Source organism: Nocardia aegles (genome assembly GCF_052545135.1).
Window position 1 is genome coordinate 635677 of the sequence record NZ_JBQWRI010000003.1, and the last position, 21323, is coordinate 656999.

Annotated in this window: 24 protein-coding genes and 1 pseudogene; 8 read left to right on the top strand and 17 right to left on the bottom strand. The window is 66.8% G+C overall.

Translation table 11 applies throughout. The annotated features are described in order from the left end of the window. Positions 1-14: 14 nt before the first annotated feature. The 7 genes from ACT89H_RS12785 to ACT89H_RS12815 form a co-directional block, all read right to left on the bottom strand. On the bottom strand, positions 15-1073 hold the full coding sequence (locus tag ACT89H_RS12785; RefSeq protein WP_445108767.1) for an MCE family protein: 1059 nt from the start codon (positions 1071-1073) through the stop codon (positions 15-17). Then, on the bottom strand, positions 1070-2098 hold the full coding sequence (locus ACT89H_RS12790) for an MCE family protein (RefSeq protein WP_445108768.1): 1029 nt from the start codon (positions 2096-2098) through the stop codon (positions 1070-1072). The genes ACT89H_RS12785 and ACT89H_RS12790 overlap by 4 nt, the downstream gene beginning before the upstream one ends. After that, entirely contained in the window at positions 2095-3228 is a 1134-nt protein-coding gene (locus ACT89H_RS12795) for an MCE family protein (protein WP_445108907.1), read from the bottom strand. The genes ACT89H_RS12790 and ACT89H_RS12795 overlap by 4 nt, the downstream gene beginning before the upstream one ends. An 86-nt stretch (positions 3229-3314) precedes the next feature. After that, the gene (locus ACT89H_RS12800) at positions 3315-4166 is read right to left on the bottom strand and encodes an MlaE family ABC transporter permease (protein WP_445108769.1); all 852 of its coding nucleotides are present in this window, start codon (positions 4164-4166) and stop codon (positions 3315-3317) included. 4 nt (positions 4167-4170) lie between these two features. Continuing rightward, complete coding sequence (locus ACT89H_RS12805) at positions 4171-4935, bottom strand: MlaE family ABC transporter permease (protein ID WP_445108770.1); 765 nt, start codon at positions 4933-4935, stop codon at positions 4171-4173. A gap of 284 nt (positions 4936-5219) precedes the next feature. Then, complete coding sequence (locus ACT89H_RS12810; protein ID WP_445108771.1) at positions 5220-6122, bottom strand: 3-oxoacyl-ACP reductase; 903 nt, start codon at positions 6120-6122, stop codon at positions 5220-5222. 43 nt (positions 6123-6165) lie between these two features. Continuing rightward, entirely contained in the window at positions 6166-6354 is a 189-nt protein-coding gene (locus ACT89H_RS12815; protein WP_445108772.1) for a ferredoxin, read from the bottom strand. A gap of 207 nt (positions 6355-6561) precedes the next feature. Between ACT89H_RS12815 and ACT89H_RS12820 the strand changes: the two genes are divergently transcribed. Then, positions 6562-7755, top strand: coding sequence for an acyl-CoA dehydrogenase family protein (locus tag ACT89H_RS12820; protein WP_445108773.1), 1194 nt, complete (start codon positions 6562-6564; stop codon positions 7753-7755). Between the two features lie 20 nt (positions 7756-7775). Continuing rightward, positions 7776-8870 carry an acyl-CoA dehydrogenase family protein gene (locus tag ACT89H_RS12825; protein WP_445108774.1) on the top strand — a complete coding sequence of 365 codons (1095 nt, stop codon included), beginning with the start codon at positions 7776-7778 and terminating at the stop codon, positions 8868-8870. A 122-nt stretch (positions 8871-8992) separates the two neighbouring features. Here the strand turns inward: ACT89H_RS12825 and ACT89H_RS12830 are convergent. The 4 genes and pseudogenes from ACT89H_RS12830 to ACT89H_RS12845 all read right to left on the bottom strand — a co-directional run. Further along, positions 8993-9073, bottom strand: a pseudogene (locus tag ACT89H_RS12830) (type ISP restriction/modification enzyme); the annotation flags it as partial. A gap of 18 nt (positions 9074-9091) precedes the next feature. Then, positions 9092-9463, bottom strand: coding sequence for a type II toxin-antitoxin system death-on-curing family toxin (locus ACT89H_RS12835; RefSeq protein ID WP_445108908.1), 372 nt, complete (start codon positions 9461-9463; stop codon positions 9092-9094). Then, positions 9460-9768: a hypothetical protein gene (locus ACT89H_RS12840; RefSeq protein WP_445108775.1), complete on the bottom strand. Its 309-nt coding sequence runs from the start codon at positions 9766-9768 to the stop codon at positions 9460-9462. Before ACT89H_RS12840 ends, ACT89H_RS12835 begins: the two co-directional genes overlap by 4 nt. 77 nt (positions 9769-9845) lie before the next feature. Continuing rightward, positions 9846-11495: an acyl-CoA synthetase gene (locus ACT89H_RS12845; RefSeq protein WP_445108776.1), complete on the bottom strand. Its 1650-nt coding sequence runs from the start codon at positions 11493-11495 to the stop codon at positions 9846-9848. 60 nt (positions 11496-11555) lie between these two features. Here ACT89H_RS12845 and ACT89H_RS12850 point away from each other — a divergent pair, with 60 nt between their 5' ends. Further along, positions 11556-12338: a crotonase/enoyl-CoA hydratase family protein gene (locus ACT89H_RS12850; RefSeq protein WP_445108777.1), complete on the top strand. Its 783-nt coding sequence runs from the start codon at positions 11556-11558 to the stop codon at positions 12336-12338. A gap of 61 nt (positions 12339-12399) precedes the next feature. On the opposite strand, the gene ACT89H_RS12855 is transcribed toward ACT89H_RS12850, so the two are convergent. Next, entirely contained in the window at positions 12400-12819 is a 420-nt protein-coding gene (locus tag ACT89H_RS12855) for a VOC family protein (protein ID WP_445108778.1), read from the bottom strand. A 182-nt stretch (positions 12820-13001) separates the two neighbouring features. On the opposite strand from ACT89H_RS12855, the gene ACT89H_RS12860 reads away from it, so the two are divergent. Continuing rightward, positions 13002-13997 carry a sigma-70 family RNA polymerase sigma factor gene (locus ACT89H_RS12860; protein WP_445108779.1) on the top strand — a complete coding sequence of 332 codons (996 nt, stop codon included), beginning with the start codon at positions 13002-13004 and terminating at the stop codon, positions 13995-13997. A 106-nt stretch (positions 13998-14103) separates the two neighbouring features. Next, complete coding sequence (locus ACT89H_RS12865) at positions 14104-14610, top strand: hypothetical protein (RefSeq protein ID WP_445108780.1); 507 nt, start codon at positions 14104-14106, stop codon at positions 14608-14610. 100 nt (positions 14611-14710) lie between these two features. On the opposite strand, the gene ACT89H_RS12870 is transcribed toward ACT89H_RS12865, so the two are convergent. The 3 genes from ACT89H_RS12870 to ACT89H_RS12880 all read right to left on the bottom strand — a co-directional run bounded on the left by ACT89H_RS12870 (position 14711) and on the right by ACT89H_RS12880 (position 16255). Then, positions 14711-15193 (bottom strand): hypothetical protein, encoded by a 483-nt coding sequence (locus ACT89H_RS12870; RefSeq protein WP_445108781.1) that lies wholly within the window; start codon positions 15191-15193, stop codon positions 14711-14713. Positions 15194-15527: 334 nt separating this feature from the next. Beyond that, positions 15528-15887 (bottom strand): hypothetical protein, encoded by a 360-nt coding sequence (locus ACT89H_RS12875; protein ID WP_445108782.1) that lies wholly within the window; start codon positions 15885-15887, stop codon positions 15528-15530. Beyond that, on the bottom strand, positions 15884-16255 hold the full coding sequence (locus ACT89H_RS12880) for a hypothetical protein (protein WP_445108783.1): 372 nt from the start codon (positions 16253-16255) through the stop codon (positions 15884-15886). Before ACT89H_RS12880 ends, ACT89H_RS12875 begins: the two co-directional genes overlap by 4 nt. Positions 16256-16583: 328 nt before the next feature. Between ACT89H_RS12880 and ACT89H_RS12885 the strand changes: the two genes are divergently transcribed. From ACT89H_RS12885 to ACT89H_RS12895, 3 genes are all read left to right on the top strand, one after another. Beyond that, positions 16584-17468, top strand: a complete 885-nt coding sequence (locus tag ACT89H_RS12885) for a helix-turn-helix domain-containing protein (RefSeq protein WP_445108784.1) — start codon at positions 16584-16586, stop codon at positions 17466-17468. Then, the gene (locus ACT89H_RS12890; protein ID WP_445108785.1) at positions 17465-17680 is read left to right on the top strand and encodes a DUF397 domain-containing protein; all 216 of its coding nucleotides are present in this window, start codon (positions 17465-17467) and stop codon (positions 17678-17680) included. Before ACT89H_RS12885 ends, ACT89H_RS12890 begins: the two co-directional genes overlap by 4 nt. 480 nt (positions 17681-18160) lie before the next feature. Continuing rightward, positions 18161-18550, top strand: coding sequence for a hypothetical protein (locus ACT89H_RS12895; protein WP_445108786.1), 390 nt, complete (start codon positions 18161-18163; stop codon positions 18548-18550). 82 nt (positions 18551-18632) lie between these two features. Here ACT89H_RS12895 and ACT89H_RS12900 read toward each other — a convergent pair whose 3' ends face one another. Together ACT89H_RS12900 and ACT89H_RS12905 are read right to left on the bottom strand one after the other, a co-directional pair. Next, entirely contained in the window at positions 18633-20201 is a 1569-nt protein-coding gene (locus ACT89H_RS12900; protein ID WP_445108787.1) for an acyl-CoA synthetase, read from the bottom strand. 22 nt (positions 20202-20223) lie between these two features. Then, entirely contained in the window at positions 20224-21261 is a 1038-nt protein-coding gene (locus ACT89H_RS12905; RefSeq protein WP_445108788.1) for an LLM class F420-dependent oxidoreductase, read from the bottom strand. Between the last annotated feature and the right edge of the window lie 62 nt (positions 21262-21323).

Genomic DNA, 21323 nt, shown 5'->3' on the forward strand with positions numbered 1-21323 from the left:
AACGTTGCGTTCACTCATCGCGGCTCCTGGGTCGCGGGAACGATCGACGGGGGCGGCGTGAGGTAGCTCTGCAAGTCGCTCGGCAGGTGCTGCGGCCACACCAGCGCGTCCACCAGCGGTTGCAGCGTCTTGCTCGCCGCGTTGACCACGTACGCCTGGAAGTAGGGGCCGCTGCCGACCTGCTCGCCCAGAGCCGCGGCGAACGGGCCGAGCCCCTCCAGTGCGTCGGCGAGGTTCTGCTTGTTGCGCTGCAACAGCGCCAGCACCGAATTCAGTTTGTCCAATGCGGGTTTCAGCTGCGCCTCGTTGTCGGCGACCAAGCCCGACAGCTGCTGGGCGAGTCCGTTGACGTAGACGATCAGCTGCCCGAGCGCGGTGCGCCGCCGGTCCAGTTCGCCGAGCAGCTCGTTGCCGTCCAACAGCAGCGCGCTGATCTGGTTGCCGCGGTCGGCGAGGATCTTCGTCACGTTCTGTGCCCGCTTCAGCAGATCGGTCAGCGCCTGGTCGCGCGCGTTGATGCTGCGGGACAGCGCGGTGACGCCGTCCAGCGCCGAGCGCAGCGGCGCGGGCGTGTCGGCGAAGGTCGCCGAGAGCACGTCCAGGGTCTGATCGACCCGGTCCAGGTCCAGATCGTGCACCGTGCCCGCCAGGTCGCCCAATGCCTCGTTCAGCGAATACGGCGAGGTGGTGCGCTCGAGCGGAATGGTGTCGTCGGCACGCAGCGCGCCGGTGCCCGACGGCGTGACCTCCAGCGACTTGCGCCCGAGCACCGTGTTCGTCTTGATCGCCGCCGAGGTCTTCTCGCCGAGGACGATCGACTCGGCGAGGGTGAACCGGACGAGCACTTTCGCGCCGTCCAGGCCGATGTTCTCCACCCGGCCGGATCGAACGCCCGCCACCTGGACCGGGTCGCCGGGCAGCAGACCGCCCGCGTCGGCGAAGTACGCGGTGAACGTCGCGCCGGAACGGACGAACGGCAGCCGGTCGAATTGCAGTGCCGACAGCGCCACCGCCACCGCGAGCACGAGGCCGACGATGCCGATGGTGATGGTGGGTGATCGCTGCTGTTTCATCGGTTGTCCGCACACCTTCCGGTCGTCTGCGCCCCGGGCATGTTGATCTTCATCGTCTGCCCGTTCGGGCCGTCCACCAGGAAGTTCGTCGAGCAGACGTAGAGCTGGAGGAACGAGCCGTAAGCGCCGATGCGGATCAGCTGACGATAGGTCGACGGCAGCCGGTCCAGCACCCACTGGACCGTGTCCGACCCGGCGTCGAGATTCGTGGCCAGGCGTCCGGTCTGCTCGATGGTCCCGCGCAGATCGGGGCGGGCCTGGGCGAGCAGATCGGTCAGATCGCCGGTGGCCCCGGCGATGCGCGGGATCGCGTCGCCGATCTGGTCCTTGTCGGCCGCCAATCCGCTGATCAGGCGCTGCAGTTCGGCGATCGTGGTGGCGAACTGGTCGCCGCGCTCGTCAATGGTTCGCAGCACCGCGTTCAGGTTGTCGATCACGCTGCCGATCAGGGCGTCCCGGTCGGCGAGGGTCTTGGCGAACGAGCCTCCGCTGTCGAGCAGGGACACCAGGGTGCCGCCCTGGCCCTGGAAGATCTGCAACAGTGCGTTGGTCAGGTCGTTCACCTGTCCGGGGTCCAGGCCGCGCAGCAGCGGCCGGAAACCGCCGAGCAGCATGTCCAGATCGAGGGCGGGCGCGGTCTGTTCCTTGACGATGGTGCCGCCGGGCCGCAAGACGCGGTTGGAGCCCGGTCCCTCCGACAGCTCGAGATAGCGGTCGCCGACCAGGTTCTCGTATTTGATCGCCGCACGGGTGCTGGTCAGCAGCCGGTATTCGCGATCGACGTCGAACTCGACATGCGCGAGATAGTCCTTGCCGACCCGCACCGACGTGACCGACCCGACCGGCACGCCCGCGATGCGCACCTTCGCCCCGGGCAGCATGCCGGACGAACTGGTGAACACAGCGTGGTATCGGTTCTCCCGCGCGAAGCGCAGCTGACCGAACACGACCGCCAGGCCGGCGAAGATCAGCGTCATCACCAGGGTGAAGATGGCCAGTTTTACGGTGGTCGCGGTGTTCTTCACGGGTGCGGCACCCCCGGTAGTCCGGCGAACAAAAGCTGGAAGACCTTCGGCGGGTTGACGGTCAGCGTCGTCGACGGGGTGTACACATGCCCTTCCGAGGTGTCGGTGACGACATAGTTCGAGTGACTCCCCGGCACCCGGTCCAGGATTCCCCCGCACTGCGGGCCACCGGTCGCGTTGACCTTGGGCAGATCCTCCGGGTAGGTGTACGGCTTCGCGCCGTAGATGAATCCGGTGTTCAGCGCGACGCCTTCCTGCAGGCCGCCGAACACCGCCTCCCCCAGCGGCAGCGCCTTGCCCAGGCCGCCGATCAGGCAGTACAGCGCGGGCGCGTACTCGTCGAGCAACCCGGTGGTCGGGCGCACCAGATCCAGCGCCGTGCCGAGCTGGTTCTCGTTGTCGCGCAAGACCGATCCGGTGGTGTCGGCCAGGCCGGTGACATTCACCAGCACGTTGTCCAGGCTGTCGCGCTCCTGGGCCAGGGTCTGGCTGGTGACCGTGAAGTTGTCCACGGTGCGCAGCAAGTCGTTCACCGTGTCCGCGTACAAGTCGGTGACCGCGCCGGTCTTGGCCAGATCCGGTTGCAGCGCCGGCAGCGATGGGTTGATGTCGCGCAGGTAGGCGTCGCTCTGCTCGAGCAGTGCGCCCAGCTTCTCGCCGCGGCCCTGCAATGCGGTGCTCAGCGCGGACAGCGTCGCGTTCAGTTTCTCCGGCTCGATCTTGGCGAGTACGTCGGACAGGTGCTGGAACAGCGTGTTGAACTCGACGGTCACCCGCTGCGCGGTGACGACGGCCCCCGGTTGCAACGACGTAGACGCGGGTTGCCGCGGGACGGTGAAGTCGACGTATTTCGCGCCGAACACTGTGGTGGACCTGATGTCGACGTCCGCGTTGGACGGCACCAGTGTCAGCAGTTCCGGGTCGAGGGCCAGCGTCAGCCTGGCGCCGTCGTCGGTGTAATCGACCGAGGCCACCCGGCCGATCTCGACACCGCGAAACTTCACCTTGGCGTCCGGGTCCAGCACCAGGCCGCTGCGCGGAGCGTCCACCGTCACGGTGGCGGTGGACGTGAACCCGCCGACGAACATGATCAGCGCGACCGCCACGATCGCGACCAGCGCCAGCACCATCGCCGCCCCGGCCAGTTTCAGGCCGAGCCCGCCACGCAGCGCCCGCACCAGGCGGCTTCCCGTGTGCCTCGATTCCGCCATGTCGCTCATCCGGAGAGATGGAAGTTGCCGGAGGTGCCGTAGATGGCCAGCGAGATCAGCAGGGTGACCGTGACCACCGCCACCAGCGAGGCGCGCACCGCGTTGCCCACCGCGACGCCCACGCCGACCGGCCCGCCCGCGGCGTTGTAGCCGTAGTAGGTGTGGATCATCATGACCGCCAAGGCCATGAAGATCGCCTGGGCGAAGGACCAGAGGATGTCGCTCGGGATGAGGAACGTGGCGAAGTAGTGGTCGTAGACGCCCGCCGACTGCCCGTAGATCACGACGGTGGCGAACCGGCTGGCCAGGAACGAGGCGATCACCGCGAGCGCGTAGAGCGGGACGATCGCGATCATCCCGGCCAGCACTCGCGTGCCGACCAGGTAGGGGACCGGACGGATCGCCATCGACTCCAGCGCGTCGATCTCCTCGGCGACCCGCATCGCGCCCAATTGCGCGGTCGAACCGGCCCCGATAGTGGCCGCCAGGCCGATTCCGGAGATCACCGGCGCCGCGATCCTGACATTGATGAACGCCGCGAAGAAGCCGGTCAGCGCCTCGACGCCGATATTGCCCAGCGAGCTGTAGCCCTGCACGGCGATGGTGCCGCCCGCGAAGAGCGTCAGGAACCCGACGATCACCACCGTGCCGCCGATCACCGCCAGCGCGCCGGACCCCATGCTGATCTCGGCGATCAACCGGATGGTCTCGGTGCGGTAGTGCAGCAGAGCCCGCGGCAGGGAACCGAGCGCCCGGGCATAGAACACGGCCTGCTTGCCCACCGAATCGAGCGAGTCCGACATCCGGCGCACCCGTCGAACGACGCGGGGAAAGCGGGATTCGATGACGAAGGCCATCCGATCACCGCGCCGTGAACTTGATGCCGACGGCGGTGACCACCACGTTCACGACGAACAGGGCCATAAAAGCGAAGACTACGGTCTGATTCACCGCATCACCGACACTCTTGGGTCCACCTTTGACAGTCAGGCCCAGATAGCAGGCGACCAGTCCGGCGATCAGCCCGAACAATCCGGCTTTCACCTCCGAAATGATCAGCTCGGGCAGGTGGGTGAGCAGCGTGATGCCATTGACGAACGCGCCGGGGTTCACGTCCTGCAGAAACACCGAGAACAGGAATCCGCCGACGATGCCGATGGTGCACACCAGGCTGTTGAGCATCAGCGCGACGAACATCGAGGCCAGCACCCGTGGCACCACCAAGCGGTGCACCGGATCGATGCCCAGCACGCGCATCGCGTCGATTTCCTCGCGGATGGTGCGTGCGCCCAGGTCCGCGCAGATCGCGGTCGCGCCGGCCCCGGCGACGATGAGCACGGTGACGATCGGCCCCACCTGGGTGACCGAGCCGAACGCCGCACCCGCTCCGCTGAGGTCGGCCGCGCCGATCTCCCGCAACAGAATGTTCAGCGTGAAGCTCACCAGAACGGTGAACGGAATGGCCACCAGCACTGTCGGCACGATCGACACCCGCGCGATGAACCATGACTGATCGATGAACTCTCGCCATTGAAAGGGTCTGCGCAGGCCGGCGCGGGCGACATCGGCGGTGAGTTCGAAGAATCCGCCGACGGCCCGCAACGGCACGGCAAGGACCTCGTTCATCCGCGATCCTCCTTGCTCACCGGCGGACCCGGCACACGGCGCGAACCGTGACCACCCAGCCGGTACGATTAGAACACGTTCACCGCTGTCGGATAGCCTTTTTGCTTATTTGAACTGCAATTCTTACAAGGACATGCATATAAAATTGGAACTGGTACCAGAAGGCAGATAATCCAACCCTTGTGAGATGGGACATAACCCGTCCCTATGTCTACCAAGCACCGATCACATGATCAACAGTTGGACAGCTGATCAGTAGCGCCCCCACGGCGAGTCGCCGCGGCTCACCCCGGCTCGGTCAGCGAGGACGCCGAAAAAGTCCGCCCATCAGGGCGATCAGCGAAGTAGCCGCCCAGCGTGTCGGCCAGCCCCCGCGGCGACCACTCCCCCGCGGCCGCGTGAAACCGGCGCTCGACGACAGGCGCCGCCATGAGCGCGACCAACCCCCCGTAGACGACGAACAGTTGCCCGTTGACCGCGTCGGCCGCGGGCGAAGCCAGATAGGTCACGAGCCGGGCCACGTGATCGGGCGACAGCGGATCGGGCTCCCCCTCCGGGGCCGGGCTGAACACCGCCTCGGTCATCGCCGTCCGCGCGCGGGGGGCGATCGCGTTCGCTCGCACGCCATAGCGCGACAGCGCTCGCGCGGCCGACAGCGTCAGCGCGATGATGCCCGCCTTCGCGGCGCCGTAGTTGGCCTGCCCCTCCGGGCCCAGCAACCCGGCCTCCGACGACGTGTTGATCAGCCTGCCGTAGACCGGCGCGCCCGCCCGCTTCGACTTGCCGCGCCAGTAGGCGGCGGCGTTGCGCGACAGCAGGAAATGCCCGCGCAGGTGCACCGCGACCACCGCGTCGAAGTCCTCGTCGGACATGTTGAACAGCATCCGGTCGCGGGTGATGCCCGCATTGTTGACCACGACGTCGACCGACCCGAAGGACTGCTCCGCGGCGCGGATCAGCGCGTCCGCGGTGGCGCGTTCGGCGATACTGCCTGCGACGAACTCGGTCTCGGCGCCGAGCGCCCGGATCGCGCCGAGCGTGTCGGCGACCGCGTCGGTCTCGGCGAGGTCGTTGACCACCACGGACGCGCCGGCCCCGGCCAGCGCGAGCGCCTCGGCCCGCCCGAGTCCGGCGCCGCCGCCGGTCACGATCGCCACTCGGCCCGCCAAGCTCAGATCATCGATCACGCGGCCGACTCTAGAACGTGTTACAAATTACGGCAAGGGCGCTTCACTCCAGCCGCAGCGCCGCCTTGGGGCACTGCGCGACGGCATCCCGGACATCGGCGAGCCGATCGGCGGGCACGTCGGCGGTCGGGATGTGCAGCACGTCCTCGTCATCGAGTTCGAACACGTCGGGGGCGATTCCGACACATATTCCATTGGCTTCGCACTGGTCTGGATCGACACTGATCTTCATCGCAACTCCTTTACCACCACTCTGGCCGAAGCCTGACAAGACGATCCGCCCCGCCCGGGCGTCATCGGAGGGATACAGTCTCAATACTGGAACATGTTTCAGTCAATATGCAATGATCGGGAGACCCCGATCCCACGAAGGTTCGGTCCTTCCCGCCCGCCGACGACGCAAGCCGTGTCGGCCGACCATCCCCAGTGAGGTGTCGCCATGCGCATTGCGTACACGCCGCGACAGGAGCAGCTGCGCGCGGAACTGCGCGACTACTTCGCGCGGCTCATCACCCCCGAGCGCCGGGCAGCCCTGAGCGCGCAGACCGGCGAGTACGGGGAGGGCAACGTCTACCGCGAGGTGGTCCAGCAGATGGGCCACGACGGCTGGCTGGCGCTGGGCTGGCCCAAGGAGTACGGCGGCCAGGATCGCACGACCATGGATCAGCTGATTTTCACCGACGAGGCCGCGATCGCGGGCGCGCCGGTGCCGTTCCTGACCATCAACTCGGTGGCGCCCACGCTCATGCACTACGGCAGCGAGGAACAGAAGAAGTTCTTCCTGCCGAGGATCGCGGCCGGTGAACTGCACTTCTCCATCGGCTACTCGGAGCCGGGCGCGGGCACCGATCTGGCCGGTCTGCGCACCACCGCGGTGCGCGACGGCGACGACTACGTGATCAACGGCCAGAAAATGTGGACCAGCCTGATCGCCTACGCCGACTACGTCTGGCTGGCCGTGCGCACCGATCCGACGGCCGCGAAGCACAAGGGCATCAGCATGCTCATCGTGCCGACCACGGCCGAGGGCTTCTCCTGGACGCCCGTTCGCACTATGGCGGGGCCGGACACCAGCGCCACCTACTACCAGGACGTCCGGGTACCCGCGAGCGCGCTGGTCGGCCCGGAGAACGGCGGCTGGGCGCTGATCACCGACCAGCTCAACCACGAGCGCGTCGCGCTCACCTCGGCCGCTCCGCTCGCGCTGGCCCTGCGTCAGACCGTCGAGTGGGCGAGCAACACCAAGGCGAGCGACGGCTCCCGCGTGATCGATCGCGAATGGGTGCGGCTCGACCTGGCCGAAGTACACGCCAAGGTCGCGTACCTCGAGCTGCTGAACTGGGAGATCGCCAGCCGGGCCGACGTGGGCGGCGATGCCGCTCCGCGCCCGTGGGACGCTTCGGCCTGCAAGGTGTACGGCACCGAGCTGGCCACCGCGGCGTACCGGTTGCTGATGGAGGTGCTCGGCCCGCAGGCCTACCTGCGCCAGGACTCCCCCGGCGCCCAACTGCGCGGCCGCCTGGAGCGTATGCACCGCGCCGCGCTCATCCTGACCTTCGGCGGCGGCACCAACGAGGTGCAGCGCGACATCATCGCCATGACCGCCCTCCGGCAGCCCGCCGCGGCGCGCTGATCGAAAGCAGGTAGACCCTGATGGATTTCACCCCCTCCGAAGCCCAACTCGATCTCGGCCGGCTTACCGGCGAGGTGTGCGGAAAGCTGGTCACCGCCGACCGGCTGCGCGAACTCGACGCGGCCGACGAGCGGTTCGATCAGCGGCTGTGGAGCGCGCTGGCCGAGACCGGCGTGCTCGCGGCCGCACTGCCCGAGTCGGTCGGCGGCAGCGACCTCGGTGCGCTCGAGCAGACCGCGATCCTGCGCGAACTGGGCAAGCACCTCGCGGCCGTGCCGTACCTGTGGTCGATCGTGCTCGGCGCGGGCGCGCTGGCGCGATTCGGCGATGCGCCGCAACAGGACCTGGCCACCCGGGCGGGCGCGGGCAGCGTCATCCTGACGGTGGCACTGGCCGAGGAGCGCAACTGGGAACCCGCCGCACCGACCACGACCGCGGTCGAGTCCGCGGACGGCTGGCGGCTGACCGGGGCCAAGACCACCGTGCCCTGCGCGAACCGGGCCGAGCGAATTCTGGTGCCCGCCACCGTGTCCGGAACCACCGCGGTGTTCCTGGTCGATCCCGCGGCGGCGACGGTGACCGCGCAGCAGGTCGTCGACCGCAGCCCGGAGTTCGCGGTCGAGCTCACCGATACCCCCGCCGAACTCGTCGGCACGGTGGCCGGCGGCGCGGCGATCCTGGACTGGATTCTCACCCGCGCCTGGCTCGGCCTGAGCGCCGCGCAGCTCGGCACCCTGGAACGGGCGCTCGAACTGGTCGCCGAATACGCCAGGCAGCGCGAGCAGTTCGGCAAGGCGATCGGCGGCTTCCAGGCCGTGGCCCAGCGGCTCGCCGACGCCTACATCGACGTCCAAGGCCTGCGCCTGACGGTGACCCGGGCGGCATGGTTGCTGTCGGAGGACCTGCCCGCCGCCGAAGCGGTGCACACCGCCAAATTCTGGGCCGCCGACGCGGGCCACCGCGTCGCGCACACCGTCGTCCACGTGCACGGCGGCGTCGGCATCGATCGCGACCACATCGTGCACAACTACTTCACCGCCGCCAAACACAACGAGTTCGCCCTCGGCGGCAGCACCGACCACCTCCGCGCCCTCGGCGCGTTGCTGGCCGGCTGAGAGCGGCACGGTAGCCGATCCGGCCCGCACGGCAACACGTCGTGCGGGCCGAGGACTTCGATATGCCCAGCACAGGAGTAAGGTCCGTCGATGAGGTACCGGACCTCATCGACGGACCTTACTCAGCCGAGTGAGTCCACGATCCTCGTTGTCTCGACCGCGACCGTTGTCACCCGCTTGATCAGGTCGACGATGTAGGTGGGGTATTCTGCCCCACTTCATCAGCCCACGAATCTCGCCAGATGCTTGGCAATCTCCGGCACATCAAGTGCACCCTGACATACGTCCGATACGAACCGCTCAGCTTCATCGACGTCGAAGTGTGGATCCAAGCGATGACCGTTGATGTAGAGGAAGACCCAGCTCGCATACCAGGCCAATCGCTTGTTGCCGTCGACCAAACCGTGGTTGCGGGCGATCGATTCCATCAATGCGGCGGCCTTCTGCCACACATCGGGGTACGCATCCTGTCCGAAAACACTGGACTGCGGTCGGGCCAGAGCAGAATCGAGCAACCCGTAGTCACGCACCGCTGGAGTGCCCAAGCGTTCCGCGAGACGCAGCAGCTCCGGGAGCGTCAAGTACTCCATCAGGCCAGCCTCCGATTCAGCTCCTCACTGACCCGCAAAACGTGATCGGCGGCCTCGTTGAACAGTCTGGAATGCTCATTGATCGCCTTGATCACGGCATCGTGGACGAATTGCTGCATACTGCGGCCTTCCGCCTCCGCGCGTTCGCGCAAGGCACCCAGTTCCTCGTCGGTGAATCGAACGTTCAAGCCGGCCATAAAAGAATAGTACCGCGCGGTACCGCTTGATACCGCACGATTCTCGGCGACCGGAGCGGACGTCAGGTAGCGCTGGAGGGCCGGCACGACTTCGGCGATGAACACCGGCATCCAGGACGCCGCCTACCTCGGCCCGCTCCTGGCCCCCATACAGGTAGAGCGCGGTGGCCGGCCGTGTGGATGAACTTTTACTTCCCGCCCGCCTCGGCGCTGTCGTCGGCCGGGCGGGACTGGGTTTGTTCCTTGGCCCAGCGGTAGTCGGGCTTGCCCGCCGGGGAGCGCTTGATCTCGTCGACGAACCACAAGCTGCGGGGCAGTTTGTACGGTGCGATCTCCTGGGCGAGCAAGGAGCGCAGCTCCTCCAGGGTGGGGCGGGACTCGCCCCGGCATTGCACCACCGCGGCCACCCGCTGGCCCCAGCGCTCGTCGTCGACGCCGACCACGAGCGCGTCGAAGATCTCCGGGTGCGTCTTGAGCGCGCCCTCGACCTCCTCGGGGTAGATCTTCTCACCGCCACTGTTGATGCTGACCGAGCCGCGGCCGAGCATGGTGACCGTGCCGTCCGCCTCCACGCGAGCGAAGTCGCCGGGGATGGCGTAGCGGATGCCGTTGAACTCCTTGAAGGTCGCCGCGGTCTTCGCCTCGTCCTTGTAGTAGCCGAGCGGAATGTGCCCGTGCCGGGCCAGGATGCCGACCGCGCCGGAGCCCGGCCGCACTGGATCGCCGTTCTCGTCGAGCACCTCGGTGGCGGCGTCGATCTTCACGCGCGGCCCTCCGGTGTGCGTCGCGCCCTTGGCGACGATGGCGATACCGCCGAAACCGGTCTCCGAGGAGCCGATCGAGTCGGAGATCATCCGGTTGGGCAGCAGCTCGAGGAACTGGTCCTTGAGCGCGGGCGAGAACAGCGCCGCGCTGCTGGCCAGCACATACAAACTCGAAAGATCGTAGGGCTGCCCGGTTTCGGGGTTGCCTTCGATCAGCGCATCGAGCATCGGGCGCGCCATCGCGTCACCGGTGATGAAGATCAGATTGATCTTGTGCTTGTCGATCGCCTGCCAGACGCCGTGCCCGGAGAACTCCGGGAGCATCACCGCTTTGCCGCCGCCGAACAGGCTGTGGAACGTGGCCCACTGCGCCCCGCCGTGGATCATCGGCGGGATCGGGAACCGCACCATCGGCGGGCTGCCCGCGCCGACCTTGGCCAGCTCCCACTCGTCCTGGACGTATTCACCGGTGATGAAGTTGATGCCCGCGCCGAGCACGCGCCACACGTCCTCCTGGCGCCACATCACGCCTTTGGGCATGCCGGTGGTGCCGCCGGTGTAGACCATGTACAGGTCGTCCGGGGAGCGTTCACCGAAGTCGCGTTCGCCGGAGTACCGCGCGATCACCGCCTCGTATTCGACCGAATCCGCTGCGGTGGCGATCGTGCCGGTCGTATCGTCGTCGACGACGATGACGGTGCGCAGCCGCGGCGTCTCGGGACGAACGGCGGCGACCCGGTCGCTGTAGCGCCGCTCGTGGATCAGCGCGACCATGTCCGAGTTGTCGAAGATGTACTGCAACTCGTTCTCGACATAACGGAAGTTCACGTTGATCATCACGGCCCGCGCCTTGAAGACCGCGACCATGGCCTCGACGGCCTCGATCGTGTTGCGTGCGTAGATACCCACCTTTTCGCCCGGCTGTACTCCCTGTTCCTGCAGATAGTGAGCGATTTTATTGGCCCGCTCCTCCAGCTGGGCGTAGGTGACCTCGCGGCCGTCGTCGGCCAGCGCGACGCGGGCGGGCATCAGGTCGACGGCATGTTCGACAAGGTCGGCTATGTTGTAGCTCACAGTCATAAAAATAGAACGTGTTACTGTTTCTGACAAGGCTCGAAGTCAGGAGAATCAGCGATGCCGCACTGCCTCGTCGAGAAGCGCGACCACGTCCTCATCGTCACCATGAACCGGCCCGAGGCGCGCAACGCGCTGTCGGGCGAAATGCTGGCGATCATGAAAGACGCCTGGAACCAGGTGGACGACGATCCGGACATCCGGGTCGCGATCCTGACCGGCGCGGGCGGCGCGTTCTGCGCGGGCGCCGATCTCAAGGGCATGACCTCCGCGCATCCCGGCGACACCATCCACAGCGGCGGCTGGAATCCGGCCAAGCTGGAGGCGCTGCTCAAAGGCCGCAGGCTGACCAAGCCGTTGATCGCGGCGGTCGAGGGCCCCGCCATCGCGGGCGGCACCGAGATCTTGCAGGGCACCGACATCCGAGTGGCCGGGGAGAGCGCGAAATTCGGCGTTTCCGAGGCGCGCTGGGGCCTGTTCCCGCTGGGCGGCTCGGCGGTGCGGCTGGTCCGCCAGATTCCCTATACCGTCGCCGCCGAGATCCTCCTCACCGGACGGCACCTCGCCGCCGCCGAGGCCAAAGAGATCGGCCTGATCGGGCACGTGGTGCCGGACGGAACGGCACTGGGCAAGGCGCTGGAGATCGCGGACCAGATCGCGGCCAACGGCCCGCTCGCCGTGCAAGCCATTCTGCGCACCATCCGCGAGACCGAGGCCATGCCGGAGGAAGCCGCCTTCCGGATCGACGCCGAGCTCGGCATGTCGGTATTCCGCTCGGCCGATGCCAAGGAAGGGCCGCGCGCGTTCGCGGAGAAGCGCAAGCCCTCTTTCACCGGGAACTGAGTTTCCGGCCCGAGCCCTACGCCCCCGATGCGCGCGCATCGGGGGCGACTCCTCGCTGGACTCAGTTCGTGCCCGGGTAATCCATCCAGAACGGCTCCCACTGGTGTCCGTCCGGGTCGATGAAGGTGCGGCCGTGCATGCCCACCTGCGCCTCCTGCGCTCGCTTGTCCTCGTTCACCTCTTCGGTCGCGCCCGCGGCCAGCGCGGCCTCGGTCAGGCTGTCGACCTCTTCGGCGCTGCCGAGCGAGAGCGCGTACGCGGCGTTGATCGCCGCTTGCGTGTCGGCCACCGGGCGCTTGCTGAACGTGGTGAAGAAATCCCTGGTGAGCAGCATCAGGCAGATGTTGTCGTCCACCACGATGCAGGCGGCGTTGTCGTCGGTGAAGTCGTGGTTGACCTTCCAGCCCAGCGCCTCGTAAAACGCCATCGACCGGGGTAGGTCGGCGACCGGGAGATTGATGAAGATCATCTTGCTGCTCATGGCCTCTTCCTCTCGAGCAAGTCCGTTGTGTCATTGGTTAAGACGGGCCACGAACAGTGGACTCATCGCCACGACGACCGTGACAGGTACCACAGCCCGCACCGGTTTATTGATCTTGATTGCCGGTTCCCTCGAGTTCTCGGGCCTGTTTCGTGTCGGCGCCCTGTGGCAGGGTGACACCCATGAACGACTCGCCCGGCACCCCCGCCGGCCTCGCGCCGGAACTGCTCGCCGCGTTCGAGACCCATCGCAGGGAGTTGTGCGCGTACGCCTACCGCATGCTCGGCTCGTCCTTCGAAGCGGAGGACGCGGTCCAGGAGACCCTGACCAGGGCGTGGAAGTCCTTCGCCTCGTTCGAGGGCCGCGCCAGCCTCCGCTCCTGGCTGTACAAGATCACCACGAACGTCTGCCTGGACATGCTCGACGGTCCGCAGCGCCGCGCCCGGCCGATGGATCTGTCCGGCCCCTCGCGGCCGGACTCGCCGTTGCCCGCGCCGCAGCCGGATTACGTCTGGATCGAGCCGATCCCGAACGCGCTGGCCTTCGGCGCCGACCCGGCCGAACATGCCAGCGCCAAGGACACGCTGCGCCTGGCCTTCGTCGCCGCCTGCCAGCATCTGCCCGCCACCCAGCGCGCGATCCTGATCATGCGCGAGGTGCTGCGCTTCTCCGCCAGCGAGACGGCCGAGGCGCTCACCATGTCGCCCGCGTCGGTCAACAGCGCGCTGCAGCGGGCCCGCGCCACCATGTCCAAGGTCCAGCCCGCGGCCACCGACACCTACGACGAAACCGACGACGACCAGCGCAAGCTGGTGGACGATTTCGTCAAGGCGTTCGAGGCCTACGACATGGACACGCTCACTTCGCTGCTGAAAGCGGATGTGGCCCTGTCCATGCCGCCGATCGAGCTATGGATCTCCGGCCCGCGGAACGTGGCCGCGTTCATGCTCGGCCACGGAAGCGGTTGCCGCGATTCCCGACTGGTGCGGCTGGAAGGCGCCAACGGCTTGCCCGCTTTCGGCCACTACAAGCCGGGCGAAGAGCCGGGCGTGTGGGTGCCGTGGTCGATCACGGTGCTGGAACTCGACGGCGACACCATCGCCGGGCTGAACTTCTTCCTCGACACGGAGAAACTGTTCCCGCTCTTCGGCCTCGCGCCGGAACTGCGCGAAGACTGACCGCTGCTCGGCGTATTCGGGACGTGCAGACGAGTGTCACCGACAGTGGTTGACCACGGCAATCCGCTGCCGGGAACAGCATTGCGTCGGGGCTAGGATCCAGCGCATGACCACCCTGAGAATGATCGGTGCCGCCGTATCGGCTGTCACAGTGATGCTGGCAGGCAATGCTTTTGCCCAGGCGGACCCCACCACCGCCGGCCCTGACCTGGTTCCGATCGGTCTGGTCGAAGCAGACCCGGCGGACTTCCTGGATGGCGACACGGTGTACTTCTCCGACTGGCTCGGGCAGGCGAACTGCGCGATCCACCCGAACGGCGATGTGGCCTGCGACCTGACGGCCGGCTACCGCCTGTGGGGAGTCGTTCCGATCACCGACATCGCCATCGACGCCCCGTTCCTGCCCGCACACCCGACCTTCGGACTGGCAGGCCAGCACGGCCGACCGGGCAGTCGCTGGATCACCGACGTGCCGCGCCCAGAAGGGGTCTATCAGGGCACTAGTCTCAGCTATGCAGGCGTCACCTGCATCGGCGGGCTGCCCAGGGGCGCTACGAACTGCACTTCCAAGGGGCACAGCTTCACCCTGGGCGCAAACGTCCAGATCAGCTGATTCCCGCAGATTGTTTCCTCGGCAACAGCGGGGTGCCGACCCGTGTGCTGGAACTCGACGGCGACACCATCGCCGGGCTGCCTCGCCCGGGAACTTCATCTCACATATCCGGTGGCAACCGTCGCCCCATGGTCAGATCGGTGATCAGGCAGTCGTAGGCGTGGCCGATCCGGGTCAGCCACCACGAATGCTCGCCGCGGTCGCTGTCGAGGTCGTTCAGCCAGAGTTCGGCCAGGCGCGACACCACGAGGCCGACCGTCTCGGTGTGCCGGACTTCGGAAACCGTCCGCCGATCTCTCAACACCCTGGCAACCAGGTGATCTATCGTGGTGGCCAGAGCGGCCAGCTCGATCTCCGCGCTGCTGAAGGTGCGCGCCGCCTCGAGCAGGTCACTGCGCGTGCATGATTCCGGTGTCGCGAACCGCCGCAGGGCAGCTCGACGCTTGTGCTGAGCGGGGATCATGGCGGCGGCAGTCTCGGCCATCTCCCTCCACGCCATCGGCATCCGTTCACCACAGAACGCGCGCAGCAAATGTTCTGCGTCCGGGAACAGCGGCACCGGCGCTTCGGGTTCGAGTGTCACCGGGACCCACTTCGCCGATGCGAGTCCGGCACGATGCGTCCGGCGGCAACCAGCACATCCCAGGCGGCGTGCTTACGAGCACAGTGGTGTTCGCGGTGCCGTTGCATAGCGCCATGAGCTTCGGCGAGCGTGAACGGTTCCAGCGGGGCCGCGCAGGTCCATGCCCTCGGCCACGGCACTGCCTGCACCGCGCCGGTTGTGGAAGCCGGACGGCGTCGGCGTGCCGCGACACGGCGTGGTGGACAACTGCTCGGCCACAAACACGCCGATCCGGCAACGACGCAGAACCCACCGCCGACGCTCGCGACCACGCAGTCCACCACATCCCACACGCTCACGCCGGTCCCATCCCTTCCAGCGGCGGCCTGACCTCCTGCCCCGTGTCCGGCGGTTCCGCGAGCCGGCTCAGTTGGTCGAGCACCTGCCGAAACGTTGCCGGCGCGGGACGCCCATCCGGCAGCGCGCGGTCGTCGTCCAATGGTGGGAACGGAATGCCCCTCTCGGCGGCACGTTCACGCGGACTTCGCATTGGCGGCATGATTCGGCCGAAGGCGACAAGCGTGTGATAGGCGGCGAGTTTCCAAGCACACCGCTCGATTCGGCACACCCGATGCGCCCGCATGAGGCGATGGGCGAGTTCGACGTCCGCATGACCACAGATCAGCGGAGGAGCCACAACGGTCTCGATGCTCATCGATCCCCCTCGACTGCCATGCCGGGCACTGGCTGGGCCGAGCGCACCCAGGTCCCCTGCGGACTGACGGTCTCGAGATCAAATCCCTTGTCGCAGAACAGGGCCGGCTGATTATCGACATGATCCAGGTCGAAGACGACGATCACTTCCACGCCGAGCCCGGCTGCGATGCCGAGCACGTACCCGATCGGGTTGTCCACATCGGCCGGTGGACGGACTGTGTAGACGTGGTGGTAGCCGAGCGTGTGCGCGTGCCGTCGCACCTCGGCGGCATGACGTGGTGCGTGTATACCGGAAACGTCATTCCGGATGAACCCCAAGGATTTCGGCCGGGATGGCGCTGGCTCGCCAGTGTGTGCGTAGGTCATAGATCCCCCTTGGAACCTCGTAGGAACTGGTTGCGGGACATCCGGGTGACCGGCAGCAATGAACGCCACACTGTGCGAGCGGGCTCGGACCTGCGTTCGATCGACGACGTTTGGCGGTCTAAAGTTGTTGTGGCTCAGGCTAACTGGTGACTCGTACCCACACCTGCCGTGTCATCCGAATGTTGAAACCAGCAGACCATCGCGCAATCCACATGGGAACCCTTGTATGGGATTCCCAAATTTTTGATGAAAAGCCCAGTAGTCGGACCTGCTGCCGTGTAGAAATTTCCCAGAGCGGGTGTACATGACTACTTCGGAGGGGAACGCAATGTCAGAGGTCGGTAGCACGCTTCCACGGCGTCAGCTCGGTCGATACCTGCGAGGGGCTCGCGAATCGCTCGGCCTCACTCTTGTCGAGGCCGCCACACTGATGCAATGGGGGAAGTCCACACTGCAGCGACTCGAGACGGGGCAGATGGAGAAGATCCGTACGCACGACATCGCGTTGCTGTGCGAGATCTACCAGATGAAGCCCGAGGAGACCGCCGACCTGATAGCACTGGCTGAACAGACAGCGGTGAAGAACTGGTGGCACGACTACGGTTCGCTGATTTCACCGAACTTCGATGTTTACATGGGCCTGGAGTCATCAGCCCGCGAGATGATGTTTTTCCAGCCGTCCGCCATACCCGGCATACTTCAGACCGCCGACTACGCGCGCGCTCTCGATCGGCTGTTCTTCCCCACCGAGACCGGGGAAGAACTCGATAGACGGGTGGAGCTTCGGTTGCGCCGGCAGGGGGTGATCACCCGCAGAACAAGCCCGGCTAAGCTGACGGCGGTCCTGCACGAATCGGCCTTGCGGACAGTGGTCGGCTGCCCGAAGGTGATGGCAGCACAAATTCGCCACCTTGCCGAGTTGAGCACGAGGCCGAACCTCGATATCCGGGTGCTCCCGTTCCGGGCCGGACTGCCGGTTGGATGGTCCACCGGACCCTTCGTCATCCTGAACTTCGGGCTGAACAAAAAGGGCGTGCCGCTCGAGCCAACTTTGGTCTATGCCGAGGCGTTCACTGGCGCGATGTACTTCGAGGACGCCGGTGATGTAGACAGGTACCGTGACGCATACAGGATCCTCCTGCGCGCTGCGTTGGAAGACCGGCCGAGTCGAGACCTGTTGCGCGAGATAGCACGAAGCAGCAAGGGAGTATGAACGTGAACGTCGACGTCTCCGCGGCGCAGTGGTTCAAGAGCAGCCACAGCGGCGGAGGACAAGAGTGCGTGGAGGCTGCGTGGCTGGACGGCGGCATGATCGCTGTCCGTGACTCGAAGAACCCGACCGGTCCCGCGCTGGTGTTCACGCCCGGCGAGTGGGAGGCGTTCGCCGGTGGCATAGCGAACGGCGAATTCTCCCGCCCTGCATAAGTAACCTCGAACGTCCGCACCAGCAGCCCCGTTCACTTTGGCAGGGCTGGTTCATGCGCACAAGACCGTCAGGGCACCGGCCCGAGTAGAGGCGCGACCGGTCGACCGTTCTTGATGGGCTCTCGGCTGCGAATTCAGCACTTCTCGTAGTGGTCTGCGAGCGCCCTTTCCACAGGTTCCGCAGCGTAGGCAAGGTCGGTGCACCCTATACGCGCAACCGTCAGTGAGCATGGCAGTCAGAGGAACGAACGAACCGCCCATCGCGCGCCGAGGATGGCAGCGAGCACATAGACGAGGAGGATCGACGTCGACGGGAAGATACGCTTCCCAGATGCAGGCTCGTTCATGGCGATACGTTCATGGATTCGGGACCGCCGCCGATCCGGACATTCGCGAACTGCGGCAGCGGAACCCACACGCGGGGCGGCCAGTCGCGTGTAGGTGTATCGGCCATCCGCCACCCGGTCCACGGCGGCATCGATGGCGGGCGACGCCGTGTCGGTCGAAGTCGGCCCGGACGGCAGTCTCCGCGCGATTCGCCTGACCGACAACGGCCGCCGACTCGATCCGGACACCCTGGTCGAAGCAATCGTGCGTCTGCATGCCGTCGCGCTCGCCGAGTCGCGAAAGTCCGTCGCGGCAGCGGTAGCACGGATCGAGAACGATCCGCGCCTGCGCGCCCAGCACGACCGCACGGTCGACGCGCTCGGCCAACCACTGCCGCATCCCGCACCGTCGTGGCAGCAGTCCCGAACCCGGGCCTGGTCTCCTACTTCGCCCCCAACGCCGCCGCAGCGCCGACAGCCCACCGCGGAAGAGGACGAGGAGATGGATCGGTACTACCAGCGCAAGAGCTGGCTCGAGTACTGAGGAGCCGATCAACCGTCGAAATCGCGGTGACCAAGGGGGTTACGAGCGCGGGCAGGTGGCCGCCCGATGGTCGTGTCGCGGCCTACAGACCCGGAGAAGCGGGCGAACCATACCGCTCGCGCAACTTGCGCTTGTACAGCTTGCCGTTGGGGTCGCGCGGCAGCTCGGGCAGGTAGTCGATCGATGTGGGCATCTTGTACTTCGCCAATCGCGTTGCGGCAAAAGCCAAGAGCTCCTCGGTGAGCGCGTCGTCGCCCTCGGCTCCGTCGGCGGGCTGCACGACCGCCTTCACTTCCTGACCCCAATCCGGGTGCGGAACGCCGAAAACCGCGACGTCGGCGACCTTCGGATGGGTGATCAGAACGTTCTCGACCTCCGCCGGGTAGATGTTCACCCCGCCGGACAGGATCAGATCCGAGCGCCGATCGTGCAGGTAGAGGTAGCCGTCCTCGTCGAGGTGGCCGATGTCGCCGACAGTGAACAGGTCACCGACGCGCGAGTCCTCGGTCTTGGCCTTGTCGTGGTGGTACTCGAAACTCGAAGCGCCCATGCGCAGGTAGACCAGGCCGGTTTCGCCGACCGGCACCTCGGAGCCGTCCTCCTCGCTGAGCACTTTGATCACCGACCACGGCCATGCCTTGCCGACCGAGCCCGGCTTGCGCAGCCAGTCGGTACCGTTGATCACCGTTCCGCCCCCCTCGGTGGCCGCGTAGTACTCGGTGACCGTCGGACCCCACCACTCGAGCATCTTCCGCTTGGTCTCCTGCGGGCAGGGCGCCGCGCCGTGCACCATGCAGCGCAGCGAGGACACATCGTACTTGGCGCGTACCTCCGCCGGCAGCGCGAGCAGCCGATGGAACTGGGTGGGCACCATGTGGCTGTGCGTCACCCGGTGCTTGTCGATCAGCCGCAGCATCTCCTCGGCGTCCCAGCGATCCATCAGAACGAGCTTGTGGCCCAGCTGGATCGAGATGGTGGCGAAGTTCAGCACCGCCGTGTGGTATAGCGGCGAGCCGCAGATGTGCACGTGGTCGTCGTAGGGCGCGAGTTCGAACAGGCCGAAGAACGCCGTGGTGTGCGGCGGGACGACATCCGGGTCGGCGCCGGTGAGCGGCCGCCGCACGCCCTTGGGCCGCCCGGTGGTCCCCGAGGTGTAGAGCATCGGCGCGCCGGTGCTGCGGTCGGACGGACGGCCGGTACCGGCGGCGCCGAGCCAGGCCACCGACTTGAAGCCTTCGATCTCGCCCACCGCGAAGCGCGCCGTCGCGGGCAGTCCCGCCTCGTCGGCGGCGGCCCGCGCGACGGCGGCGAAACGATCGCCGGCGATGAACGCCTTCGCCTCGCTGTCGGCCAGGATGTAGGCGACTTCCGGACCGGTGAGATGCCAGTTCACCGCGACGATGTACAGCCCCGACTGGTAGGCCGCGAAATACGCCGCGATCGCCTCCACGCAGTTGTGCACCATGCTCACCAGCACGTCACCGGTTTTCAGACCGAGCCCGCGCAGGCCGGTGGCGTAACGATCGGCGAGCGTGGCCAATTCGCGATACGTCACCTCCCGGCCCCGGGGATCGACCATCGTGATCCGATCGGGTTCGGCTTCGGCGATGTTCCACAGACCGAGAATTTTCGCTGACTCCTGCGTCGTCACGCCAATGAATCTAGAACGCGTTCTACTGTTCGACAAGAGGGGCGAGCCGATGCAACTGCGCGATATCGGGAACCGACACCAGCATCATGGTGACGCCCGCGGCCTCCCAGACCCGCAGTTGTGCGCGGACCCGCTCCTCGTCGCCGATGATCGCGGTGTCCAGAATCAGCTCGTCGGGCACCGCCGCGGCGGCTTGCGCCCGCTTACCCGACCGGAACAACTCGCCGATCTCGTCGACCTCACGGCCGTATCCCATGCGCCGGTACACCTGGGCGTGGAAGTTCAGCTCCGGCGCGCCCATGCCGCCGAGGTAGAGCGCCATGATCCAGCGCATCCGCTCCAGCTCGCTCGCCGGGTCGTCGGTGATGACCACCTGGCAATTCGCGGCGATCTCGAAATCCGCCCTGCTGCGCCGAGCACCCGCCCGCGCGAAGCCCTCGTCCAGCCAGGCGTCGTACATCCCGGCCAGCCGGGGCGCGTAGTAGATGGCCAGCCAGCCGTCGGCGATCTCGGCGGCGAGCGCCACGTTCTTCGGCCCCTCCGCGCCCAGCCAGATCGGCAAATCCGCACGTAGCGGATGCACGATCGGCTTCAGCGGCTTGCCGAGCCCGATCGAGCCCGGCCCGGTGTAGGGCAGCGGGTAGTGCGGCCCCTCGCAGGTGACCGGAGCCTGCCTGGCCAGCACCTGGCGCACGATCCCGACGTACTCGCGGGTGCGCTGCAACGGCTTGGCGAACGGCCGGCCGTACCACCCCTCCACCACTTGCGGACCGGAGACGCCCAAGCCGAGAACGGCGCGACCACCGCTGAGGTGATCGAGGGTGAGCGCGTGCATGGCGGTCGCCGCCGGTGTGCGTGCCGACATCTGCGCCACCGACGTGCCCAGGCGCACCCGCCGCGTGGCCGAGCCCCACCAGGTGAGCGGGCCGAAGGCGTCCGACCCCCACGACTCGGCGGCGAACACGGCGTCGAACCCGGCTTCCTCGGCTGCCATCACAAGCTCCCCCGCGTTCGCGGGCGGCTGGGCCATCCAGTACCCGAGCTGCAATCCGAACTTCACGCCGGACCCCTTTCCGATCGACCGCTTGCCACCAGAGTTAGAACCTGTTCTACTCGATATCG